15 protein-coding genes and 1 tRNA gene are annotated in these 19,255 nt (G+C 33.3%); 4 read left to right on the top strand and 12 right to left on the bottom strand.

From position 1 onward, the window contains the following. Positions 1–226: 226 nt before the first annotated feature. Positions 227–1,906: a gliding motility lipoprotein GldJ gene (gene gldJ / locus Q0787_RS12585; RefSeq protein ID WP_298903114.1), complete on the top strand. Its 1,680-nt coding sequence runs from the start codon at positions 227–229 to the stop codon at positions 1,904–1,906. A 69-nt stretch (positions 1,907–1,975) separates the two neighbouring features. Beyond that, complete coding sequence (murF, locus tag Q0787_RS12580) at positions 1,976–3,241, top strand: UDP-N-acetylmuramoyl-tripeptide--D-alanyl-D-alanine ligase (RefSeq protein WP_298903113.1); 1,266 nt, start codon at positions 1,976–1,978, stop codon at positions 3,239–3,241. Between the two features lie 68 nt (positions 3,242–3,309). On the opposite strand, the gene Q0787_RS12575 is transcribed toward murF, so the two are convergent. Then, a tRNA-Val gene (locus tag Q0787_RS12575) sits at positions 3,310–3,384 on the bottom strand. Between the two features lie 159 nt (positions 3,385–3,543). Between Q0787_RS12575 and Q0787_RS12570 the strand changes: the two genes are divergently transcribed. Continuing rightward, complete coding sequence (locus Q0787_RS12570; RefSeq protein ID WP_298903112.1) at positions 3,544–5,055, top strand: hypothetical protein; 1,512 nt, start codon at positions 3,544–3,546, stop codon at positions 5,053–5,055. On the opposite strand, the gene Q0787_RS12565 is transcribed toward Q0787_RS12570, so the two are convergent. From Q0787_RS12565 to Q0787_RS12520, 10 genes are all read right to left on the bottom strand, one after another. Further along, the gene (locus Q0787_RS12565) at positions 5,048–7,549 is read right to left on the bottom strand and encodes an Hsp70 family protein (RefSeq protein WP_298903110.1); all 2,502 of its coding nucleotides are present in this window, start codon (positions 7,547–7,549) and stop codon (positions 5,048–5,050) included. The genes Q0787_RS12570 and Q0787_RS12565 overlap by 8 nt on opposite strands. Positions 7,550–7,555: 6 nt before the next feature. After that, positions 7,556–7,849, bottom strand: a complete 294-nt coding sequence (locus Q0787_RS12560; protein ID WP_298903109.1) for a hypothetical protein — start codon at positions 7,847–7,849, stop codon at positions 7,556–7,558. A gap of 44 nt (positions 7,850–7,893) precedes the next feature. Next, entirely contained in the window at positions 7,894–9,111 is a 1,218-nt protein-coding gene (locus tag Q0787_RS12555; RefSeq protein WP_298903108.1) for a folylpolyglutamate synthase/dihydrofolate synthase family protein, read from the bottom strand. After that, complete coding sequence (locus tag Q0787_RS12550; RefSeq protein WP_298903107.1) at positions 9,111–9,968, bottom strand: energy transducer TonB; 858 nt, start codon at positions 9,966–9,968, stop codon at positions 9,111–9,113. Before Q0787_RS12550 ends, Q0787_RS12555 begins: the two co-directional genes overlap by 1 nt. Before the next feature lie 71 nt (positions 9,969–10,039). Beyond that, positions 10,040–10,426, bottom strand: coding sequence for a biopolymer transporter ExbD (locus Q0787_RS12545; protein ID WP_298903106.1), 387 nt, complete (start codon positions 10,424–10,426; stop codon positions 10,040–10,042). A gap of 1 nt (position 10,427) precedes the next feature. Continuing rightward, positions 10,428–10,823 carry a biopolymer transporter ExbD gene (locus Q0787_RS12540; protein WP_298903105.1) on the bottom strand — a complete coding sequence of 132 codons (396 nt, stop codon included), beginning with the start codon at positions 10,821–10,823 and terminating at the stop codon, positions 10,428–10,430. Then, positions 10,823–11,506, bottom strand: a complete 684-nt coding sequence (locus Q0787_RS12535) for a MotA/TolQ/ExbB proton channel family protein (protein WP_298903104.1) — start codon at positions 11,504–11,506, stop codon at positions 10,823–10,825. Before Q0787_RS12535 ends, Q0787_RS12540 begins: the two co-directional genes overlap by 1 nt. Positions 11,507–11,573: 67 nt before the next feature. Beyond that, positions 11,574–12,968 carry a sodium:proton antiporter NhaD gene (nhaD, locus tag Q0787_RS12530; protein ID WP_298903102.1) on the bottom strand — a complete coding sequence of 465 codons (1,395 nt, stop codon included), beginning with the start codon at positions 12,966–12,968 and terminating at the stop codon, positions 11,574–11,576. A gap of 12 nt (positions 12,969–12,980) precedes the next feature. Next, positions 12,981–14,207 (bottom strand): Glu/Leu/Phe/Val dehydrogenase dimerization domain-containing protein, encoded by a 1,227-nt coding sequence (locus Q0787_RS12525; protein WP_298903100.1) that lies wholly within the window; start codon positions 14,205–14,207, stop codon positions 12,981–12,983. Between the two features lie 154 nt (positions 14,208–14,361). Next, complete coding sequence (locus tag Q0787_RS12520; RefSeq protein WP_298903099.1) at positions 14,362–15,420, bottom strand: anhydro-N-acetylmuramic acid kinase; 1,059 nt, start codon at positions 15,418–15,420, stop codon at positions 14,362–14,364. 92 nt (positions 15,421–15,512) lie between these two features. Here Q0787_RS12520 and Q0787_RS12515 point away from each other — a divergent pair, with 92 nt between their 5' ends. Further along, entirely contained in the window at positions 15,513–16,655 is a 1,143-nt protein-coding gene (locus Q0787_RS12515; RefSeq protein WP_298903097.1) for an acyl-CoA dehydrogenase, read from the top strand. 57 nt (positions 16,656–16,712) lie between these two features. On the opposite strand, the gene Q0787_RS12510 is transcribed toward Q0787_RS12515, so the two are convergent. After that, on the bottom strand, positions 16,713–19,148 hold the full coding sequence (locus Q0787_RS12510; protein WP_298903096.1) for a helix-turn-helix domain-containing protein: 2,436 nt from the start codon (positions 19,146–19,148) through the stop codon (positions 16,713–16,715). Positions 19,149–19,255 lie beyond the last annotated feature (107 nt).

Below are 19,255 nucleotides of genomic sequence, written 5' to 3'. Positions count from 1 at the left end.
ATAGTATAGAGTCTCAATTTTTTATTCAAAATTACAACAATAATTGATTTATTCAACCGTTATTAAAGACAAAATACATCGATAAACTGACCAAAAATCCGTTATTGTGTATAAAAAAGAGGATGAAATGCAACTTTTTTTGCAGGATTTTCGTAAAAAATGTTGTTAGTTTACCTTTAATTACTATATTGCGTCTCTAAAAATTAAATTAGCTTACTTAAAAAGTATGGATATGAAAAACGTCTTAAATCTAAGGATACTATTAGCCCTAGTAATATCTTTAACAATTGTTAGCTGTAGCAGAAACTCATCTAATAATTCATCTAGAGCTACAGGATGGAAAATCAACGATAAAAATGGTGGTTTTCAATACAATGACAAATTCCAAGAGCAAGAAACTGGTCCAGGACTGGTTTTTATAGAAGGTGGTACGTTTACCATGGGAAAAGTTCAAGATGATGTTATGCACGATTGGAATAATTCTCCAAATCAGCAACACGTTCAATCATTTTACATGGATGAAACTGAAGTTACGAACAAGATGTATACAGAATATCTTGATTGGATAAAAAGAACATACCCACCAGAAGAAGAAAATTATAGATTAATATATGAAGGAGCACTTCCAGACACCCTAGTATGGAGAAATCGTTTGGGTTATGCCGAAACAATGACAGAGTACTACTTACGTCACCCTGCATATGGTGAGTACCCTGTTGTAGGTGTTAGTTGGATTCAAGCAGTTGAATTTGCCAGCTGGAGAACAGATAGAGTTGCTGAAATGGATTTACAAAATGCTGGATATCTAGAAAGAGATTCTCATTTAACGTCATCTGCAGATAGCAACTTTAACGTAGACACCTATATTAACGCTCCAACTAAAACATATGGCGGAAATGATTCTATTATTAATCCTGAAAAATCTAGACGTCGTGTGCAAACTACAGCAGCTGGAGATACGATTAATGTGTATGCAAGAAGAGAATCAGGTATCTTCTCTCCTGACTACAGACTTCCAACTGAAGCAGAATGGGAATATGCTGCACTTGGTTTAAGTGAATTAAGAAGTTATAATGTTTATAGAGGTCGTAAAAAATATCCTTGGGATGGACAATATACACGTTCTGGTAGAAGAAAAACTAGAGGTGACCAATTGGCCAACTTCAAACAAGGAAAAGGTGATTATGGTGGAATTGCAGGATGGTCTGATGATGGTGCCGATATTACCGCACAAGTAATGTCTTATGAGCCTAATGATTATGGTTTATATGATATGGCTGGAAACGTTGCCGAATGGGTAGCTGATGTTTACAGACCAATTGTAGATGATGAATTCAACGATTTTAACTACACCAGAGGTAATGTTTATTATAAGAATGCTATAAACGAAGATGGTACTGTAAAAGTTATCACTCCTGATGAAATTGTATATGATACATTAAGTAATGGTAGAATAGTTGCAAGAAACCTTCCTGGTGAAATTGCATTAGTACCAGTTGATGAAAACGAAACGTATTTAAGAACAAATTTTGATAAGAGTGACAACAGAAACTTTAGAGATGGTGATGTAAGGTCTTCACGTCAATACGCAGATAACTTTGAAGAAGAAGGTGAAGAAGCAGACGTAAATAATACACGTAAAATGTACAACTCACCAAAGCATAATGTTGAAAGAGATTCTTTAGGAGCTATTATCAAAGAGTATGATACTTCTAATGACAGGACTTCATTAATTAATGATGAAGTGCGAGTTTACAAAGGAGGTTCTTGGAGAGACAGAGCTTACTGGATTGATCCTGCTCAGCGTAGATACTTCCCTCAGGATATGGCTACAGACTACATTGGATTTAGATGTGCTATGTCTAGAGTTGGTTCTAAATCTCAAGGAAAGAAGAAAAGAAACTAAATAATTTTAGATTATAAAAAGGAAAGTCCTAATCGTTACGATTAGGACTTTTTTTATTACATTTATTTTATGACAATAGACCTCATTTACAAGCACTTTTTAAAGTGTAAAACTGTAAGTACAGATACCAGAAAAATAACTGACAAGTGTATGTTCTTTGCCCTAAAAGGTGAAAATTTCAATGGTAACACTTTTGCTAAAAAAGCCATCGAAAATGGTGCTTCATATGTTGTTATCGATGAAAAAGAATTTCAATTAAATGACCAATATATCTTAGTAGACGATGTTTTAAAAACATTACAAGATTTAGCTACACTCCACAGGAAAACACTAAATATTCCTATTATTGCTCTTACCGGAAGTAACGGAAAAACGACTACTAAAGAGCTTATTAATAGTGTGCTTTCAAAAAAGTACCACACCAACGCTACCGTTGGTAATTTAAACAATCATATTGGGGTTCCATTAACGTTGTTGTCCATGACAAACACAACTGAAATAGGTATTGTAGAAATGGGAGCTAATCATCAAAAAGAGATTGAGTTCCTAACAAGTATAGCATTACCTGATTACGGGCTAATAACAAACTTTGGAAAAGCACATCTTGAGGGCTTTGGCGGTATTGAAGGTGTTATTAAAGGAAAATCTGAATTATATGCTCATTTAAAAACTCATCACAAAATCATATTTGTTAATCTAAATGATGCATTACAAGTTAAACAAGCTGGCAGTTATGAAAAGCTAATCTCGTTTGGATTAGAAACCAAATTAGAGACATCTCAGCCGTATGTCAATTTAAAATTTAACAACCATATAATTAAAACACACCTTACAGGAGCTTATAATTATAACAATGTGTGCATTGCTATTGCAATAGGGCAATATTTTAAAGTTTCAGAAGAATCCATTGTATCAGCTATAGAAGGCTATATACCTAACAATAATAGATCTCAAATTATTAAAAAAAATGCACATCACATCATATTAGATGCCTATAATGCAAATCCGAGCAGTATGCAAGCTGCTCTAAAAAACTTTGACCAGCTTAATGGTAGTAACAAAGTGGCCATTTTAGGAGATATGTTCGAATTAGGTAGAGATGCTAAACTTGAACATCAGGCAATTGCTGATTTTGCAAATCAACTCGATTTGAAACATGTAATTTTAGTTGGTGAAAATTTCTATAATGTGGATTCAAAATCCAAGAATGCCTCATATTTCAAATCTTTTGAGGCCTTAAAAAATGCTTTTGAAACATTTCAATTTAACAACCATATGTTTTTAATAAAAGGATCTAGAGGAATGGCGTTGGAGCGTGTGCTAGATTTATTGTGATTGCCAACATTGAACGTTAAAGTATAGCGCATAAAAAATCCACACAATTGTGTGGATTTTTTTTGTTGTGGGCGCGAAGGGATTCGAACCCCTGACCCCTTGGGTGTAAACCAAGTGCTCTGAACCAACTGAGCTACGCGCCCTAAATATTGGACTGCAAATATAGTCTAGATTTTTAATTACCAAAAGGTTTTTTGAAAAAAAATTAAATAATTTTTTTAAGAGATTAATTACCAAAAAAATAGCATTGATATTATGGTTCTAATTTATTTTGATATTTTTAAGTTTTATAAAATTATACTTTGAAATACATCTCATTTATTGACCAATTAGGCATCGATATTAATCAATTAGCAGATATTGACGCTAACGGTATTATTAAGCTTCAAAAACAGCTCAAAGCTAAGGCTATGCTGGGTGACGCTAATAATTTGGGAGAAGTTGCCAATTTAATCGAAAAGTTAAAAGATGAGACCACCAGACGGCATCATATTTTTGTAGAAAAGCATGTTTGGTTAAAACAGCTCATTTCTGGTGATTATAAATCTATTAAGCAAGGGAAAGTTACTATTGATAATTCACAAATAGAGGACCTCGACGATTTAAAATACTTTCTTGCTCCATTTCTTAAAGAGAATTTAAAGGTGTTCTTATCAGAATCATTGAGTAAAGGCAAATATGTACTGATATTAAAAGTTCTTATTCAAAATCGGCTTTTTTCAGAAGAGAACAATCAATTGGTTATTAATTTCTTTAAAGCCAGACTTAATTATGCTACAGTGTATTTAAGAGAAAACCGATTAAAAGGAAAGGAATACCCAATAGCCTTTATTACTAACAAGGTCTTTATAAATTGTCTTAATGAGTATCCAAATTGTTTTAACGACGACATACAAGAGCTCAATTCTGAAGTTATTGATGTTTATAATTCAAAACGTAAAAATATAGATAATAAAGAGTTTAGATTTGCGGCTAAGGCGATGGTAGCCTTTTCTATACTTGACACTTCTAATGTTTTTCTAGAAGAAACCTTAAGATCCAATGCAAGTATTGCTAGAGAATATACTTACCCTTCTAGATCGAGTAGAAAAACGGGTTCTGGATATGGAGCTTGGACTGTTTTTGTTATTATAATGATTGTGCTAAGAATTATCTTTTGGGCCGCAAAAAGCAACAATAGTACTCCAAATTTCAGTAATTTTCCATCTTCAAACGGAGGCATTAACTGGATGGGAGATCTTGGTAAAAATAACATTATTGAATTAAACAATATTCGGTCGGTCTATCCAAAACTAAGTGAAAGTAAGCCTGTTGTCCCTATAAGTCATAACTTATATGATAATCCATACCATCCTAAGTTTCACAAATTTTATCCCCCTAAATCCAAGTCGGATATTTCAAAATTTGACACTTACGTTACCAACAAAACTGGGAAAGACCTCATTATGTTTATGCTTTATAAAAACAATGACAAATCTGTTTACATTCCAGATGGAGAACAAGCTCCACTGCAAATAAGTGCTAAAGACACCATTATATTCTATTCTGGTAATGACTTTGTGAGCTTTTCAAAATCGTCTCGATTTTTCAAAAAAGAAGCACACATGAGCTCACTCTATATCATTGATAGTATCAGCTTCACAAAAGAGCATTTCATAGATGTTTACCCAGCAAGGACACGAGAAATTCCGGCAGGAACAGCAACGATTAAGCAAAAAATGGACTCTATAGTTTTAAAGAATGTATTTTATAAAAATATTGGACTAAATGCGGCACGAAACAAAGCATTTATTGATGCGATGCGCTCTAACTAAGACCGGTTCGGCTATCATCTTTAAAGTTCTTCTGTTTTTCCTTTTCATTGTCTGGTAATAACGCAGATAAGCCGTAAACAATATAGCGTAACGATTTATAATCTTGTTTTTCCATGGCCTGATCTCCCTGTTTAAATAAACGATCTGCTTTTCTTTGATTAGAAAAATTCTCACAAAATTTTAGGTTCAAGAAATAAGAAATAAAGTTCTCATCGCTAGACTGGATTATAGAATCATACAACTCATCCAACTCCTTAATCTTTGAACGAATTAGATACTTATTACCAGAGTTAACTACTTCGCGTTCATTTTTAATGATACGTTTATATTTGTCTTGGAAACGTTCATTCTCTTCCTTATTTAAATGATATTCCAAACTTAATTTTGTGTCACTATACTCTTCAATTTCTCTGGCAATCACTTTATTACGTGTTAAATCATCAAAGTCTTGAATTAACTTTCGTTTCTTATCATCCAGCTGAAATTTAGCATCCGAGACATCATTGTTATCTATAAGGGAAGCCGCTATTTGGGTTTCTATAAGCCCTACTCTAATGGTTTCTAATTGTTGAGAATATTCAAAATTCTCTTCTGAGTTATTTGATTTTATAAGATCTTCTACATCACCTAAAACCGTATTAATTTCCATATTAATCTTACTAATACTAATGGCGCGTTCTGATTCGCTAAAGACATTTTTAAACTCTTGATCACAAGATTGTAAAAAGATATTAATTTTTAAATCACGAGATTCTGTAACTTCAATTTCAATTTCGATATCTGTTCCTTTTATTAAATCTTCATTAAGATCTTTTCCTGAAAGCTCGATATAGCCAATACTTAGTCCAGAACTTGGCAAACCTTTAGACTTTCCTTCAATAATATTGATAATCAAATTTGATTTTGATTGTTGCAATATCGTTTTTGAAGCGGTCTTGTATATTTTTTTCTTTAGGGGTAAAATACTTCCTTTGGCAAAAACCTTTTCAAGTCGTGTGGCAGATGCATCTAAGTCATCAACTTCCATACAAATATCGTTAGGTAATGGCTGCCCTTGAACATTATAGCTGCCCTGATTTATAGAAACAGAATCCAACGTTTTAACGACATCTAACGCCTCGTTTAATAACTGAATTTTAAATTGATTTAGTCGTCCTTCTAACAGTGGTACAAACTCAGAAAACCCTCTGTCTTCTAAAGTTTTTACGCCTGAATCATAACCTCCATCTTTTCTCATAATTCTGAAACTATTAACCGCTTTAGAATTAATTTTTCCGGAAAGAAGTTCTTCTAAATCCCTTGTGTTTTGCTCATAGAACAATTTAACATCAAGTAACTCTTTACCAGAATCTTCCTTTTCTTCTTTACCATCAACCTCATTTAAAATGGATGCTGGTTTGGAACCAGCATAATAGGCAGCACCATGAACAACAGCCGATGTTGGATCAATACTAGAATTAACTTCAACCCCAATAGCCTCGGCTATACGCTTTTTAATCAAAGGCACATAAGTACTTCCTCCAATTAAAATGACACGATCTATTTGAGAGTTAAGTAATTGATTATTTTTTATAACATCCTGGATAAACACAATTGTCTGCTCAACTTTTGGCGAAATCAACCCTTCAAATTGCTCGCGTTTAATACTAAATTGTTCATAAAAATTGGTGTTATTGATATCAATATCTAATTCTATTTCGGTTTCCTCATAATGAGAAAGCTCTTTTTTCGCTTCTTCTGCGATTTTTAGAAGTTCAAAGTAAAGCCCTTTAAACTGACTTTCTTTTGACTTCAAATCTTTCCATAGATTCGTTAACTTAAGTTTTTCTTCAATGAACGGAACAATTAAGTGCTCAACTATGAGGTTATCAAAATCTGCTCCTCCTAGATAATTATCACCTAAATTGTCGGTAACTTTAAGTTCTCTATCATTCACCTCAACCAGAGCGACATCGAAGGTTCCTCCTCCAAAATCATAAACTATCCAATTTTGCTTTTCATCAACTTCAATATGAGATGTATTAGCAAAAGCCAAACATGCAGCGATAGGTTCTTGCAACAAAACAACCTCCTTAAAACCAGCCATATAACCAGCTTTTTTTGTGGCATTAGATTGTATGGTATCGAAAGAAGCCGGAATTGTAATAACGACTGACCCCAAAGATTCTTCATCGTTAACAAAGTTTTTTAGTTCTTTTAGGATAAGTGAAGACAACTCTATTGGAGACATTTCTTTATCGATAGATGGCACAAAATAAGTGTCTTGTGTTCCCATTTTTCGTTTGAAGAGCATACAAATATTTTCAGCATCTTTTTCTAAATAGTCAAGTGCCTTATCACCAATAACGGTTCTATTTCCGCGAAAAGCGATACAAGATGGCAGTGTTTGTTTTAATCCTAACGGATTATTATAAATTTTGATATTACCATCATCATATTTCGCAATGAGGCTATTAGTTGTACCTAAATCTATAGCAAAGTTTATGGTTTTCATTTGAGGTTATTCTACAATTACAATTCCTTTTTGAAGGAGTCTGGTTTCATTATTTTCAATTCTATAAACAACTGGTTTCAAAACTTTAGTGATTTTAGAATTCTTGTTTAAGTTGCCTAAAATATTTGCTTCTACATCTGTCATTTCATTTCGATAGGATTGTCCAATTGGGTTTACAATTTGAAATCCCATAGATTCAAATTCATGGTAAATTCGATCTACATATCGCTTCACACTATCATTATTCTCCTTTTTCATTTTCAAATCGAGTGCAAAAACTTGGTTAATAATTTCTGTCATTTTAAAAAATTAAATTGAATTTGAAAGATACAATTTTTTGCAGTTTATATTATCTCTGCAACAACAAATGTGCTACCACCAATGTAAATTAAATCTGTCGAAGTAGCACTTGCAACTGCCGCATCTACTGCCGCTTTTACACTTGGGTAAGTTAAACCTTTAAACCCATTTGAAATAAAATGAGATTGTAAACTAGAAGCGTCTAAGCCTCGTGGTATATTGGGTTTACAAAAATAATAAACAGCATCTTTAGGCAGTAATGGCAAAATTGTGGTTAAATCTTTATCGCTCACAACTCCAAAAACTATATGCAACGTTTCAAAGATTTCTTCGTTAAGTTGACTCACAATATATAAAAGTCCTTCCTTGTTATGAGCGGTATCACATACTATTTTGGGTTGCTGTTGTAGCACTTGCCATCTTCCCTTTAAACCTGTATTATTTACAACATTTAGCAATCCATTTTTAATATGTACTTCGGAAACAGGAAATTGCAGTTCATTGAGGACTTTTAAAGTCTGTACTGCAGTTTTAACATTGTGTTTCTGGTAGCTCCCTTTGAGATCTGTATGATAATTTTTATTCTCGTTTTGATCTGCAAATTGAATCTTTGATGCATTCTTATGAGCGATATTGTTAAACAGTTTTTTGATTTCAACCTGAGTTTCACCAATAACAACAGGGATATTGGGTTTAATAATACCTGCCTTTTCATTAGCAATAGCCTGTAAGGTTTCTCCTAAAAACTGTGTATGATCAAGACCAATATTGGTAATAACAGAAATTTCTGGTGTTATGATATTCGTGGAATCTAATCGACCTCCTAGTCCAACTTCTATAATTGCTATGTCTACCTTTTTTTTTGCAAAATAATCGAAAGCCATTCCAACGGTCATTTCAAAAAACGAGAGTTTATTCAATTTAAAAAAAGACGAGTGCTTTCTAATAAATCCAATAACAAATTGTTTACTTATCTCTTTACCATTGATTTTTATGCGCTCTCTAAAATCTTTGAGATGAGGCGATGTATACAAACCAACGTTATATCCTGCTTCTTGTAATACGGAAGCCAACATATGGCTTGTTGATCCTTTGCCATTGGTTCCTGCCACATGTATGCTTTTAAACTTATCATGCGGGTTTCCTAAATAGTTAGCTAAACAAATGGTATTAGACAAGTCTTTTTTAAACGCAGTCTTACCTTGGTTTTGATACATAGGTAACTGCTTAAACATCCAGTTGACTGTATCTTGGTAGTTCATTAATTCCCTAAAGTAAAGTCTATTTTAACCCAACCTATTTGCGTTGTAGGTGCTTTAGAATCGGCTGGCCATTTGTGTGTCATAGCTGTTTTTCTAGCAGCTTCATATAGGCAAGAGCCCCCTGTAGTTCCTCTTTTGCCAGGAATAGCTTTCACCACTTTTCCTGAGCGATTCACATGAATTTCTACAACAACACGGCCTTCTTCTTGACAGTCTGGTAGCACTTTAGAGTAGGTTGCACTTCCTCTACCATTAAGGCCATAGCCTGTACCTCCAGAACCATCTCCTGGTTTACCAAAATAACTAGGAGCATAAGGATCTCCATTCAATTGACCTTTATCGCCTGGTCCGTCACCTGGGCCTTCGCCTCCAGTTTCTGAGCCATCAGCATTTTTAACGCCTCCAATTAAGGCATCTAATTTGTCTTTTTTGGCTTGTTCTTCTTTTCTTTTTTGTTCCTCTTTAGCCTTTCTTATTTGTTCCTGACGTTCAGCTTCGGCTTTCGCTTTAGCTTCTGCTTCTTTTGCTTTTTTTATTGCAATGGCCTCAGGAGACTCATTAGTCATAACATCTTCTGCTTTACTATTTGCTTCAGAAGGTTTTTCTGGCTGTGTTTCTTCTGCCTGAGTTTCCTTTTTAACAACTTCCTCTACAGGTTGTGATTTTATAGGTTTTGTAGGTTGGATATTCCCAGTACCTACTGGCGAATTTCCAAAATTAACAGCAACTCCATATTCTATTGGTGGATCTTGATATGCACAACCTCTAACCACAAATAAAAGCAATAGCAAAATGACCACAATCAAAGCTGTGACTTTTGCAGAATTTCGTTCATGTATGGTTTCAAAGTATTTCATGAGGTTATTTCAATTTATACAATCTATTTAGTTAGTTTACAAGATTCATTCCAAACTTTTGTTTATAACAGCTACATTTCAGGTTTAACAGCCAATATGGTTTTAAATTTATGCTTATTAGCCACAGTCATAACATCAATGATATTTGATACTGGCACTGATTTTTCTGCTCCTAAAACTATAGTTAAACTGTCATTTACAGCCCTGTTAATCAAAATTCCTTCAAGGTCTTTAATATCCCGTTTAATACTGTCAACATAAATGCTTAAATCTTCCTTTATAAAAACATTAACGACATTATCGTTTTGTATCGTATCGTTAGGTGTTGTTATTGGTAATTCAAGGTCAACACTATTATCGTACTGTATTTTATCTGTTAAGGATTTAAAATAAAACAACGTTACTAATAAAACGACACCTAATCCTATATATATAAACGGTTTTAGGTTTCGTTTCACCTTAGTTATTTGGTTTAACTGCCAAAATTACTTTGAACTTATTTCTATTAGCAATATCCATCACTTTCACGACATTCTCTACTGGCACTGATTTTTCAGCTCTTAACACTACAGTTGGTTCGTCCTGACTTGATAGTGCTGCCACTAATTCATTTTCTAGAACACTTTCACCAACTCGTTTTTGGTCTATATAATAGGTTAAATCTTTTTTGATGCTTACGGCTACAGATCTTTTGTTTTCTGTTTTACCACTTGCTTTTGGTAATAGAATATCAATTGCATTTGTCGTGACCAAAGTAGACGCTAACATAAAAAAGATCAATAACAAGAATACAATATCTGTCATTGACGACATATTGAATTCTGGTGTTACTTTATTTCTTCCTCTTAAATTCATTAAATAGGCTCGTTTAAGTGATCTAAAAATTCTAATGAATTGGCTTCCATTTGATAGACTACTTTATCTGTCTTCACTACCAAATGGTTATAAAACATATAAGCTACAATACCAACAATAAGTCCGGCAACGGTTGTTGTCATTGCTGTATATAACCCATCTGAAAGTTGTTTTATATCGATTTGACCACCAGAATTGGCAATTTCAAAAATGGACAATATCATACCAATTACTGTACCTAAGAATCCAATCATTGGTGCAACTCCAGAAATCGTAGCTAAAACACTAACATTTTTTTCAAGGTTATAAATTTCTAAGCGACCAGCATTTTCAATTGCAGTGTTAATATCTTCTAAGGGTTTTCCAATACGAGTAATTCCTTTGTTTATTAGTCGAGATACTGGAGAATTTACCTGTGCACATAACATCTGGGCAGAATCTATTTTCCCATTACTTACATGATCTTTAATTTGATTCATGAAATTTGAATCTACTTTAGATGCGGATTTAATTGCAAAAAGGCGTTCAAAATAAATATAAATAGCAACAATTAGTAAAATAAACAACAGAGCAATGATGACTTGTCCTGCCGTACCTCCACTACTTATAAGTTCTATAATGGATAATGTTTTTTCGGTTGATTCTGCATCAGTAATTACTTCTGCTCCATCTTGAATTATCATATTAATAAAATTGAAAATTAATTTTAAACTATTGTAATAACGATTGTTTTCTTCCTAAAGTATACTCTTAGAATAATGTTCGCGTAAATAAAAATACAACTGCCCCAGCTAAAAACCCTAATAATGCTAGCCAAGAGATTTTTTTAAGATACCAGAAAAAATCTATTTTTTCCATTCCCATGGCAACAACACCAGCGGCTGAACCAATAATTAACATACTTCCACCTGTTCCTGCGGAATAAGCAATAAAATGCCATAATTGATTATCCATTGCTTCAGAGAACATTCCTAAACTTGCGGCAACTAAAGGAACATTATCTATAACGGCCGAACCAATACCAAGTAATATCACTACTAAATCGGAAACTCTTGTGCCGTCCATTTCTGTTCCTAATAAACTTACATTGTCCTGCAAAGAATCGGCAAAATTGAATAAGATTCCTAAAGATTCTAATGCAGCAACGGCCATTAATATCCCAAGGAAAAATAGAATACTCGGTAGTTCAATTTTAGATAAAGAGTGATGAACTGGACTATGGTGAGCATGCGCTTCACTTTCTTCATTATTAATTTCAGTAATACTAAATTTAGAGTTACTGTAAATTTCTGCAAAAATAGCTACAACCCCTAAAGAGAGCATCATACCCACATAAGGTGGTAGATGTGTAATCACTTTAAACACAGGAACAAATACAATGGCACCCAATCCTAAATATAGCATTGTAGAGCTAAATCGACTTTTAGGCTTATCATTTGAATCTTCCTCGATATCTAAATCACCTTTAAATGCTGGTAAAAACGATGCTATAAATGTTGGCACGATCATACATATGAGCGATGGTAAAAACAAATATCCAAACAAATGTCCAACAGATACTTTGTTCCCAATCCACAACATTGTGGTTGTCACGTCTCCTATTGGAGACCAAGCCCCTCCTGCATTAGCAGCAATAATAATTAAACCAGCATACCATATTCTAACACTTCTATCTTTTACAATTTTTTGCAAAATAGAAATTAGCACTATCGTGGCAGTTAGGTTATCTATTATTGCAGAAAGGATAAACGCTAATATCGCAAAAATCCAGAGTATTCTCTTTTTACTTTTTGTTTTAATGAACCCTTTTATTGTTGAAAATCCGTCGAAATAATCAATAATTTCTACAATAGTCATCGCACCAAGCAAAAAGACCAAAATTTCGGCTGTCTTACCCAAATGATGAAGGAGTGTTTCCTCCATGAGATGCATCTTATTCTCGTGTTCTAATCCTGAAAACCCATCCACTAATCCATGATTAGCAGAATCAAACCATTGCGAGAACGAATCTATTCCGAGCGAGATTAATGCCCAACTTATAGCCATCATTACCAATGCCGGTATAAGTTTATCGATTTTAATACTATGTTCTAATGTAATGGCTAAATAACCAAATACAAATACTAAAATTATTACTGTTTCCATACTGGTTGTGTATTATATAAGTTGCGTAAGGGCAATTTCGAATGCAGATGCACTAATTCCCGTTTTTCCTTGATTTTTCTCGTAAACTTTTTCTATTGCTCTTCTAATAATTTCAGAAGTATCATTAAAAATTGCTTCATCAGTCATTTGCACTCTACGTTCCATAAAGTAGGCGAAAACTCTTGCCATACCACAATTAGAAATAAAATCTGGAATTAAACTTACCTTGTTATCGGTATGCTCCATTATACTTCCGAAGAAAATTTCTTTATCAGCAAAGGGCACATTAGCACCACATGAAATGACTTCTAAGCCTGTATTAATCATTTGATCTATTTGATTTTGAGTAATCAATCTAGAAGCTGCACATGGGGCGAATATTTCGGTTTTAAGAGACCATATTTTTTCATTTATTTCTGAAAATGGAATGAGATTATCACTTACCAAAGTATTACCCGATTTTGCGAGATAAAGGTTTGTAATTTCCTCAAATGAAAATCCTTCTTCATTTATTAAACCTCCAACAATATCAATGATACCTACTACTTTAGCACCCATTTGTGCCAAGTAAAAAGCGGCAGCAGCACCTACATTACCAAAACCTTGTACAATGGCGCGTTTACCAACAATTGTATCACCTTGAACATCATAAAAGTGTCTTGCTGCTTCGGCGACACCAAAACCGGTTATCATATCTGCCACTGTATATTTTCTGGCAACACTTGGCGAATATTTAGGGTTTTCAATAACTTTAATTACGCCATGACGTAATTGTCCTATTCTATTAATTTTATCGGCTTGAGTTGGTCTAAAGTGCCCTTCAAAAACACCCTCTTGAGGATGCCAAACACCACTCTCTTCTGTGATTGGTATAACTTCATGTATTTCATCAACATTGAGGTCTCCACCAGTACCGTAATAACTTTTTAATAAAGGAGATACGGCTTTATACCAACGTTCTAAAACGCCTTTTTTACGAGGGTCTTTAGGGTCGAAATTTATACCAGATTTTGCGCCTCCAATGGCAGGACCAGAAACCGTAAATTTAACTTCCATAGTTTTAGCTAACGATAAAACTTCATTCATATCTAAGCCCTTACGCATTCTTGTTCCACCGCCAGCTGCACCTCCACGAAGTGAGTTTATTACAGTCCAGCCTTCGGCTTCTGTTTCGGGGTCTTTCCAATTAAAAATGATTTCAGGGTCTTTGTCTTCGTACTTTTGGAGTAATTCTTTCATCTAAGAGTTCTTACTTTATCAGTTGATTTAGATGTCGCTCAAACATTCAAAAAAGATCTAAAAACCAATTTTGAATCTGCTGGCTTCATTAGTTAGTTATTCTTTAACAAATATAAAAAACTAAAAATCGCTAGATTAGAATTTTACAATAATTTTAAACATTATAAATTTCTCCTGAACTATGATCGTAATCTGCACCCGTAACGCTAGACAAACAATTAGTTTCTCCTCTTAGTTTTAATACTCCTAATAGTCCAAATATCAGGGCTTCCTTATATTCTATTATGGTATTAGATGGTTTTACTAGATTAAACTCTTTTAAGGTTCTAATTCGATCTAAGAGAAAACTATTATAAACTCCACCTCCAGTAAAAAGCACTTCAGAATGTACTTTTATAACATTACTTATTTGAATGGCTATATGTTCGATCATTGTTCTTAGAATATCTCTTTCAGACAATTGACTAGTTTCTAATAGTGGGAATAGATGTTTATCGACCCATTCTACCCCTAACGACTTTGGTGCTTTTTGTTTGTAAAAATCCAAGCTGTTTAGCTGTTGTAATAGAGATTGATTAAGTATTCCTGATTTTGCGATTTTTCCACCGTCGTCATAATCAAAACCTAAAAGATTAGCATATCGGTTCAAGACTATGTTAACCGGACAAATATCGTAAGCTATTCTTTCGGAGTTAATTTCAGAGGATATATTTGCAAATCCTCCCAAGTTAATACAACTATCATACGCTGAGAATAACAGTTTATCTCCTATTGGAACTAAAGGAGCTCCTTGACCATTTAAACTAACGTCTTGAGTTCTAAAATCACAAACTACCAGATGATTCGTTAATGATGATATGCTAGGTAAATTTCCTATTTGATAAGTAAATAGCTGTTCGGGCTGATGTAATGCTGTATGTCCATGTGAACAAATGGCATCAATATCACTAAGTTGATATTTCCGAATAAAATCCCTAATTACATGAGATAAGTGAATTGTATAAAACTTGTCGATTAATTTAAGGTCTTCTAAGTTATAAGTAACAAGATTAGACAATTTTTGTTTCCAAGAATCGGTATATGGAATGGTTTCAGAAGCATGAATTTCAAATGTCCAGTTTGAATTGTTCTCAAATTTAATATAGGCTAGATCAATTCCATCCAAAGATGTTCCAGACATAACGCCAATAACATTGTACTTAGATTTTATCATATTGAGTAAAAATAGCAATCCTTATTGAAAATATACTAATAAAGACTTATCTTTGCACTCACTTTTTATCAATTCAATAATTTATACATACTATGGATTTTAGTTTAACCGAAGAACATCTTATGATTCGCGATGCCGCTCGTGATTTTGCACAAACCGAATTATTACCCGGAGTTATAGAGAGAGATAATACACAAACTTTCCCGGACGATATTGTTCGTAAAATGGGAGAGCTTGGTTTTATGGGGATCATGGTAGATCCAAAATATGGTGGAAGCGGAATGGATGCAATTTCATATGTTTTGATTATGGAGGAACTTTCTAAAATTGATGCATCAGCATCTGTAATGGTTTCTGTCAATAATTCTTTAGTATGTTATGGATTAGAGGCTTTTGGTACAGAAGAACAGAAACAAAAATATTTAACTAAACTGGCCACAGGACAATGCATTGGAGCATTTTGTTTAAGTGAGCCGGAAGCAGGTAGTGATGCAACGTCTCAAGCCACAACAGCCATAGATAAAGGTGATCATTATGTGATTAATGGAACCAAAAACTGGATTACAAATGGTGGTCGTGCTGAAGTATATCTTGTTATTGCTCAAACAGACAGAGAAAAAGGTCACAGAGGTATCAATGCATTTATTGTTGAAAAAGGCATGGAAGGTTTTGATATTGGACCAAAAGAAGATAAATTAGGTATAAGAGGAAGTGATACACATACACTACAGTTTAATGATGTAAAGGTTCCTAAAGAGAATAGAATTGGTGAAGACGGATTTGGATTTAAGTTTGCAATGAAGACGTTGTCTGGAGGTCGCATCGGTATTGCAGCTCAGGCCTTGGGTATTGCTTCTGGAGCTTATGAATTAGCTCTTAAATATTCTAAAGAACGTAAAGCTTTTGGAACTGAAATATGCAATCATCAAGCTATAGCATTTAAATTAGCTGATATGTATACCGAAATAGAAGCGGCCCGTATGTTAGTCATGAGAGCAGCTTGGGATAAAGATCAAGGAAATAATTATGATATGTCTAGTGCTGTTGCGAAATTATATGCATCAAAAGTAGCCATGGAACAAACTGTTGAAGCCGTTCAAATTCATGGTGGAAACGGTTTCGTAAAAGAATATCATGTTGAACGTTTGATGCGCGATGCTAAGATTACTCAAATTTATGAAGGTACTTCTGAAATTCAGAAAATTGTAATTTCTAGAGGTGTTATAAGAGCATAGAAATTACTGTAATATATATTATAAGGCTTCATGATAATAAAATTTCATGAGGTCTTTTTATTTTGACAGTTCCTCTAATACCAACTTAAGTTCAGCATAGGAATATTTTTCATCAATTTGATGCTTCAGATCTGAGAGGTTTTCAAAGCTGTGCTTTGGTATAATTTCTTTTAATTCATTGTAGTGTTCTTCTGAAATTAAATCTGTAATCTTCACCTCTCCAGTTGACATAAAACTTGCTAAGTGCCCCAAAATTGTATTGCTATTTAATGCACGCTCATCTGCAATAGATTCTATAGATTTTCCTAGTTTAAATAATGCTAAAGATTCTTTTTTTGTATCTCCCTTTTTTCGTTTTGATTTAGGCTTTTCGAAAATCTCCAAATCAACTGATGTTTCAATATTATGATCTTCACAATATGCCCTTATAACTTTCAAAATATCATTTCCATATTTTTCAACCCTCACCTTCCCCATGCCATTTACAGCATTAAGCTCCATTTTATTAGTAGGCAAGTTTTCACACATTTCGTATAATGCTTTTTGAGTAAAAATTTGATAATGTATTAAATCCTCTCGTAAAGCGATTGTATTTCGTAGTTCACGAAGTAATTCAAAAAGCTCGATATTAGTCGTGCCTTCAATAACAGATTTCCTTGTTTTTTTAGGTTGTTCTTTTACAAGAAAGACAGATTTAGCCTTCAGTTCTAAAAAGCTAGACACATTAAACCCTTTCTTCAAACCTTCGAAATAAAGCAGCTTACTAGACAATAGTTCTTCAAAAGCATCAAATTGTTTATTCATGTCTTTTTCTAAGGCTTTATTATCTGTTGAAAACGTTAAGTTCTTATATGGTTCAGAAACATGATTGAGTGTTTGATTTTTAAAATAGTCAATAGCTTTTATAAATCGTTCTTGAAGTATATTATTCTCTTCAGGTACCAGATTATCAAGTGATAGTTTCGAAAGTTGTAATTTAAATCCGTTAGCCACTTTCAATAAATCCGTAATTGATTTCTTAATTATTTGCACTGGCGCTTCTAAATCACCTTCAATACTTCCTTTATTGTTATAATAAATATCTAGAATACGATTAACAGGATACAAAAAATTATAATAATCGAACAATTCTGAAATCAGATTGAGCTGAAATCCTATTTTAGATTTTTCCAAAGTGATATCATTTGGAGGATTATCTTCTACAGACTGTGTAAAAGATTTGATATTAGCATCATTGATTACTTGATTTTCACTTATTTTACTTTTAAGTACTAACCCTTCTAAACTTTTACATCTACTAAGTGCAACATAGGTTTGTCCATGAGCGAAGGCACCTTTTGCATCGATAATGGCCTTTTCAAATGTTAAACCTTGACTTTTATGAATTGTTATTGCCCATGCTAGCCTTAGAGGCATTTGTGTATATGTTCCTATTCTATTTTCGGTAATAACTTTGGTTTCCTTATTTACAGTATAATTAATATTTTCCCATTCTTCAGGTGTTGTAACAATATTAAAATCGTCGTCTGGGCATTTTACTATAATTTCATTATCATCCAAAAGAATAACTTTACCAATTTTACCATTAAAATAGCGTTTCTCAACTGAGCTGTCATTTTTCACAAACATTACTTGTGCCCCAACTTTGAGTACTAGTTCTTCTTTATTTGGATATGAAAATTCAGGAAATTTACCCTTAATAGTAGCTTTATAAACTCTTTGCTCACCATCAAGATTTTCAAGTTCCGAAATATTAGTATTTTCAGCTTTACTATTATGTGTAGTCAATGAGATATAACCTTCATCTTTATTAGGAGTAAAATCTGGTCTATAGCGTTTATTTAATTCACTTATTGAAGATTTGGATAGTGTGTTATTCCTTATTTCATTTAAGATTTTAATAAATTTTGGATTATCTTGTCTATATATATGCCTTAATTCAATGGTTACAGCATTGCATTGCTGATAGGCCAAACTGCTAAAAAAATAGGCGTTTTTATAATGAGTTTTTAGCAATTGCCATTCGTTTTCTTTTACAACGGGCGCCAATTGCTGTAAATCACCAATCATTAATAACTGTACGCCCCCAAATACTTTATTTCGGTTTCTAAAACGTCTTAGTGTTTTATCTATAGCATCGAGCAAATCTGCTCTTACCATACTAATCTCATCGATTATTAATAAATCAATAGATTTAATAATATTGATTTTTGTTTTATTGAATTTTCTATTAAAACCCGTTTTACTATTTAAATCATCATGTGGTAGAATTGGCCCGAAAGGAACCTGAAAAAATGAGTGAATTGTAATTCCTTTTGCATTAATGGCAGCAACTCCTGTTGGGGCAACAACGACCATTCTTTTCAAAGAGTTCATTTTCAACTTATGAAGGAACGTTGTTTTACCTGTTCCAGCTTTTCCAGTTAAAAAAACGTTTCTATCGGTATTATTAACAAAACTCCAAGCTAGTTCTAATTCGGCATTAATACTCATCTAATAATTGAAATAAATTTTACCCAATATAGTATATAAAAAACAAAAAACCCTTTTCATATATATATGAAAAGGGTTTCAAAAAAGGCGACGACCTACTCTCCCAC

Source organism: uncultured Psychroserpens sp. (assembly GCF_947492715.1).
Lineage (GTDB): Bacteria > Bacteroidota > Bacteroidia > Flavobacteriales > Flavobacteriaceae > Psychroserpens.
Note: the sequence above shows the minus strand (reverse complement) of the source record. Positions and strands in the feature narration are given on the sequence as shown.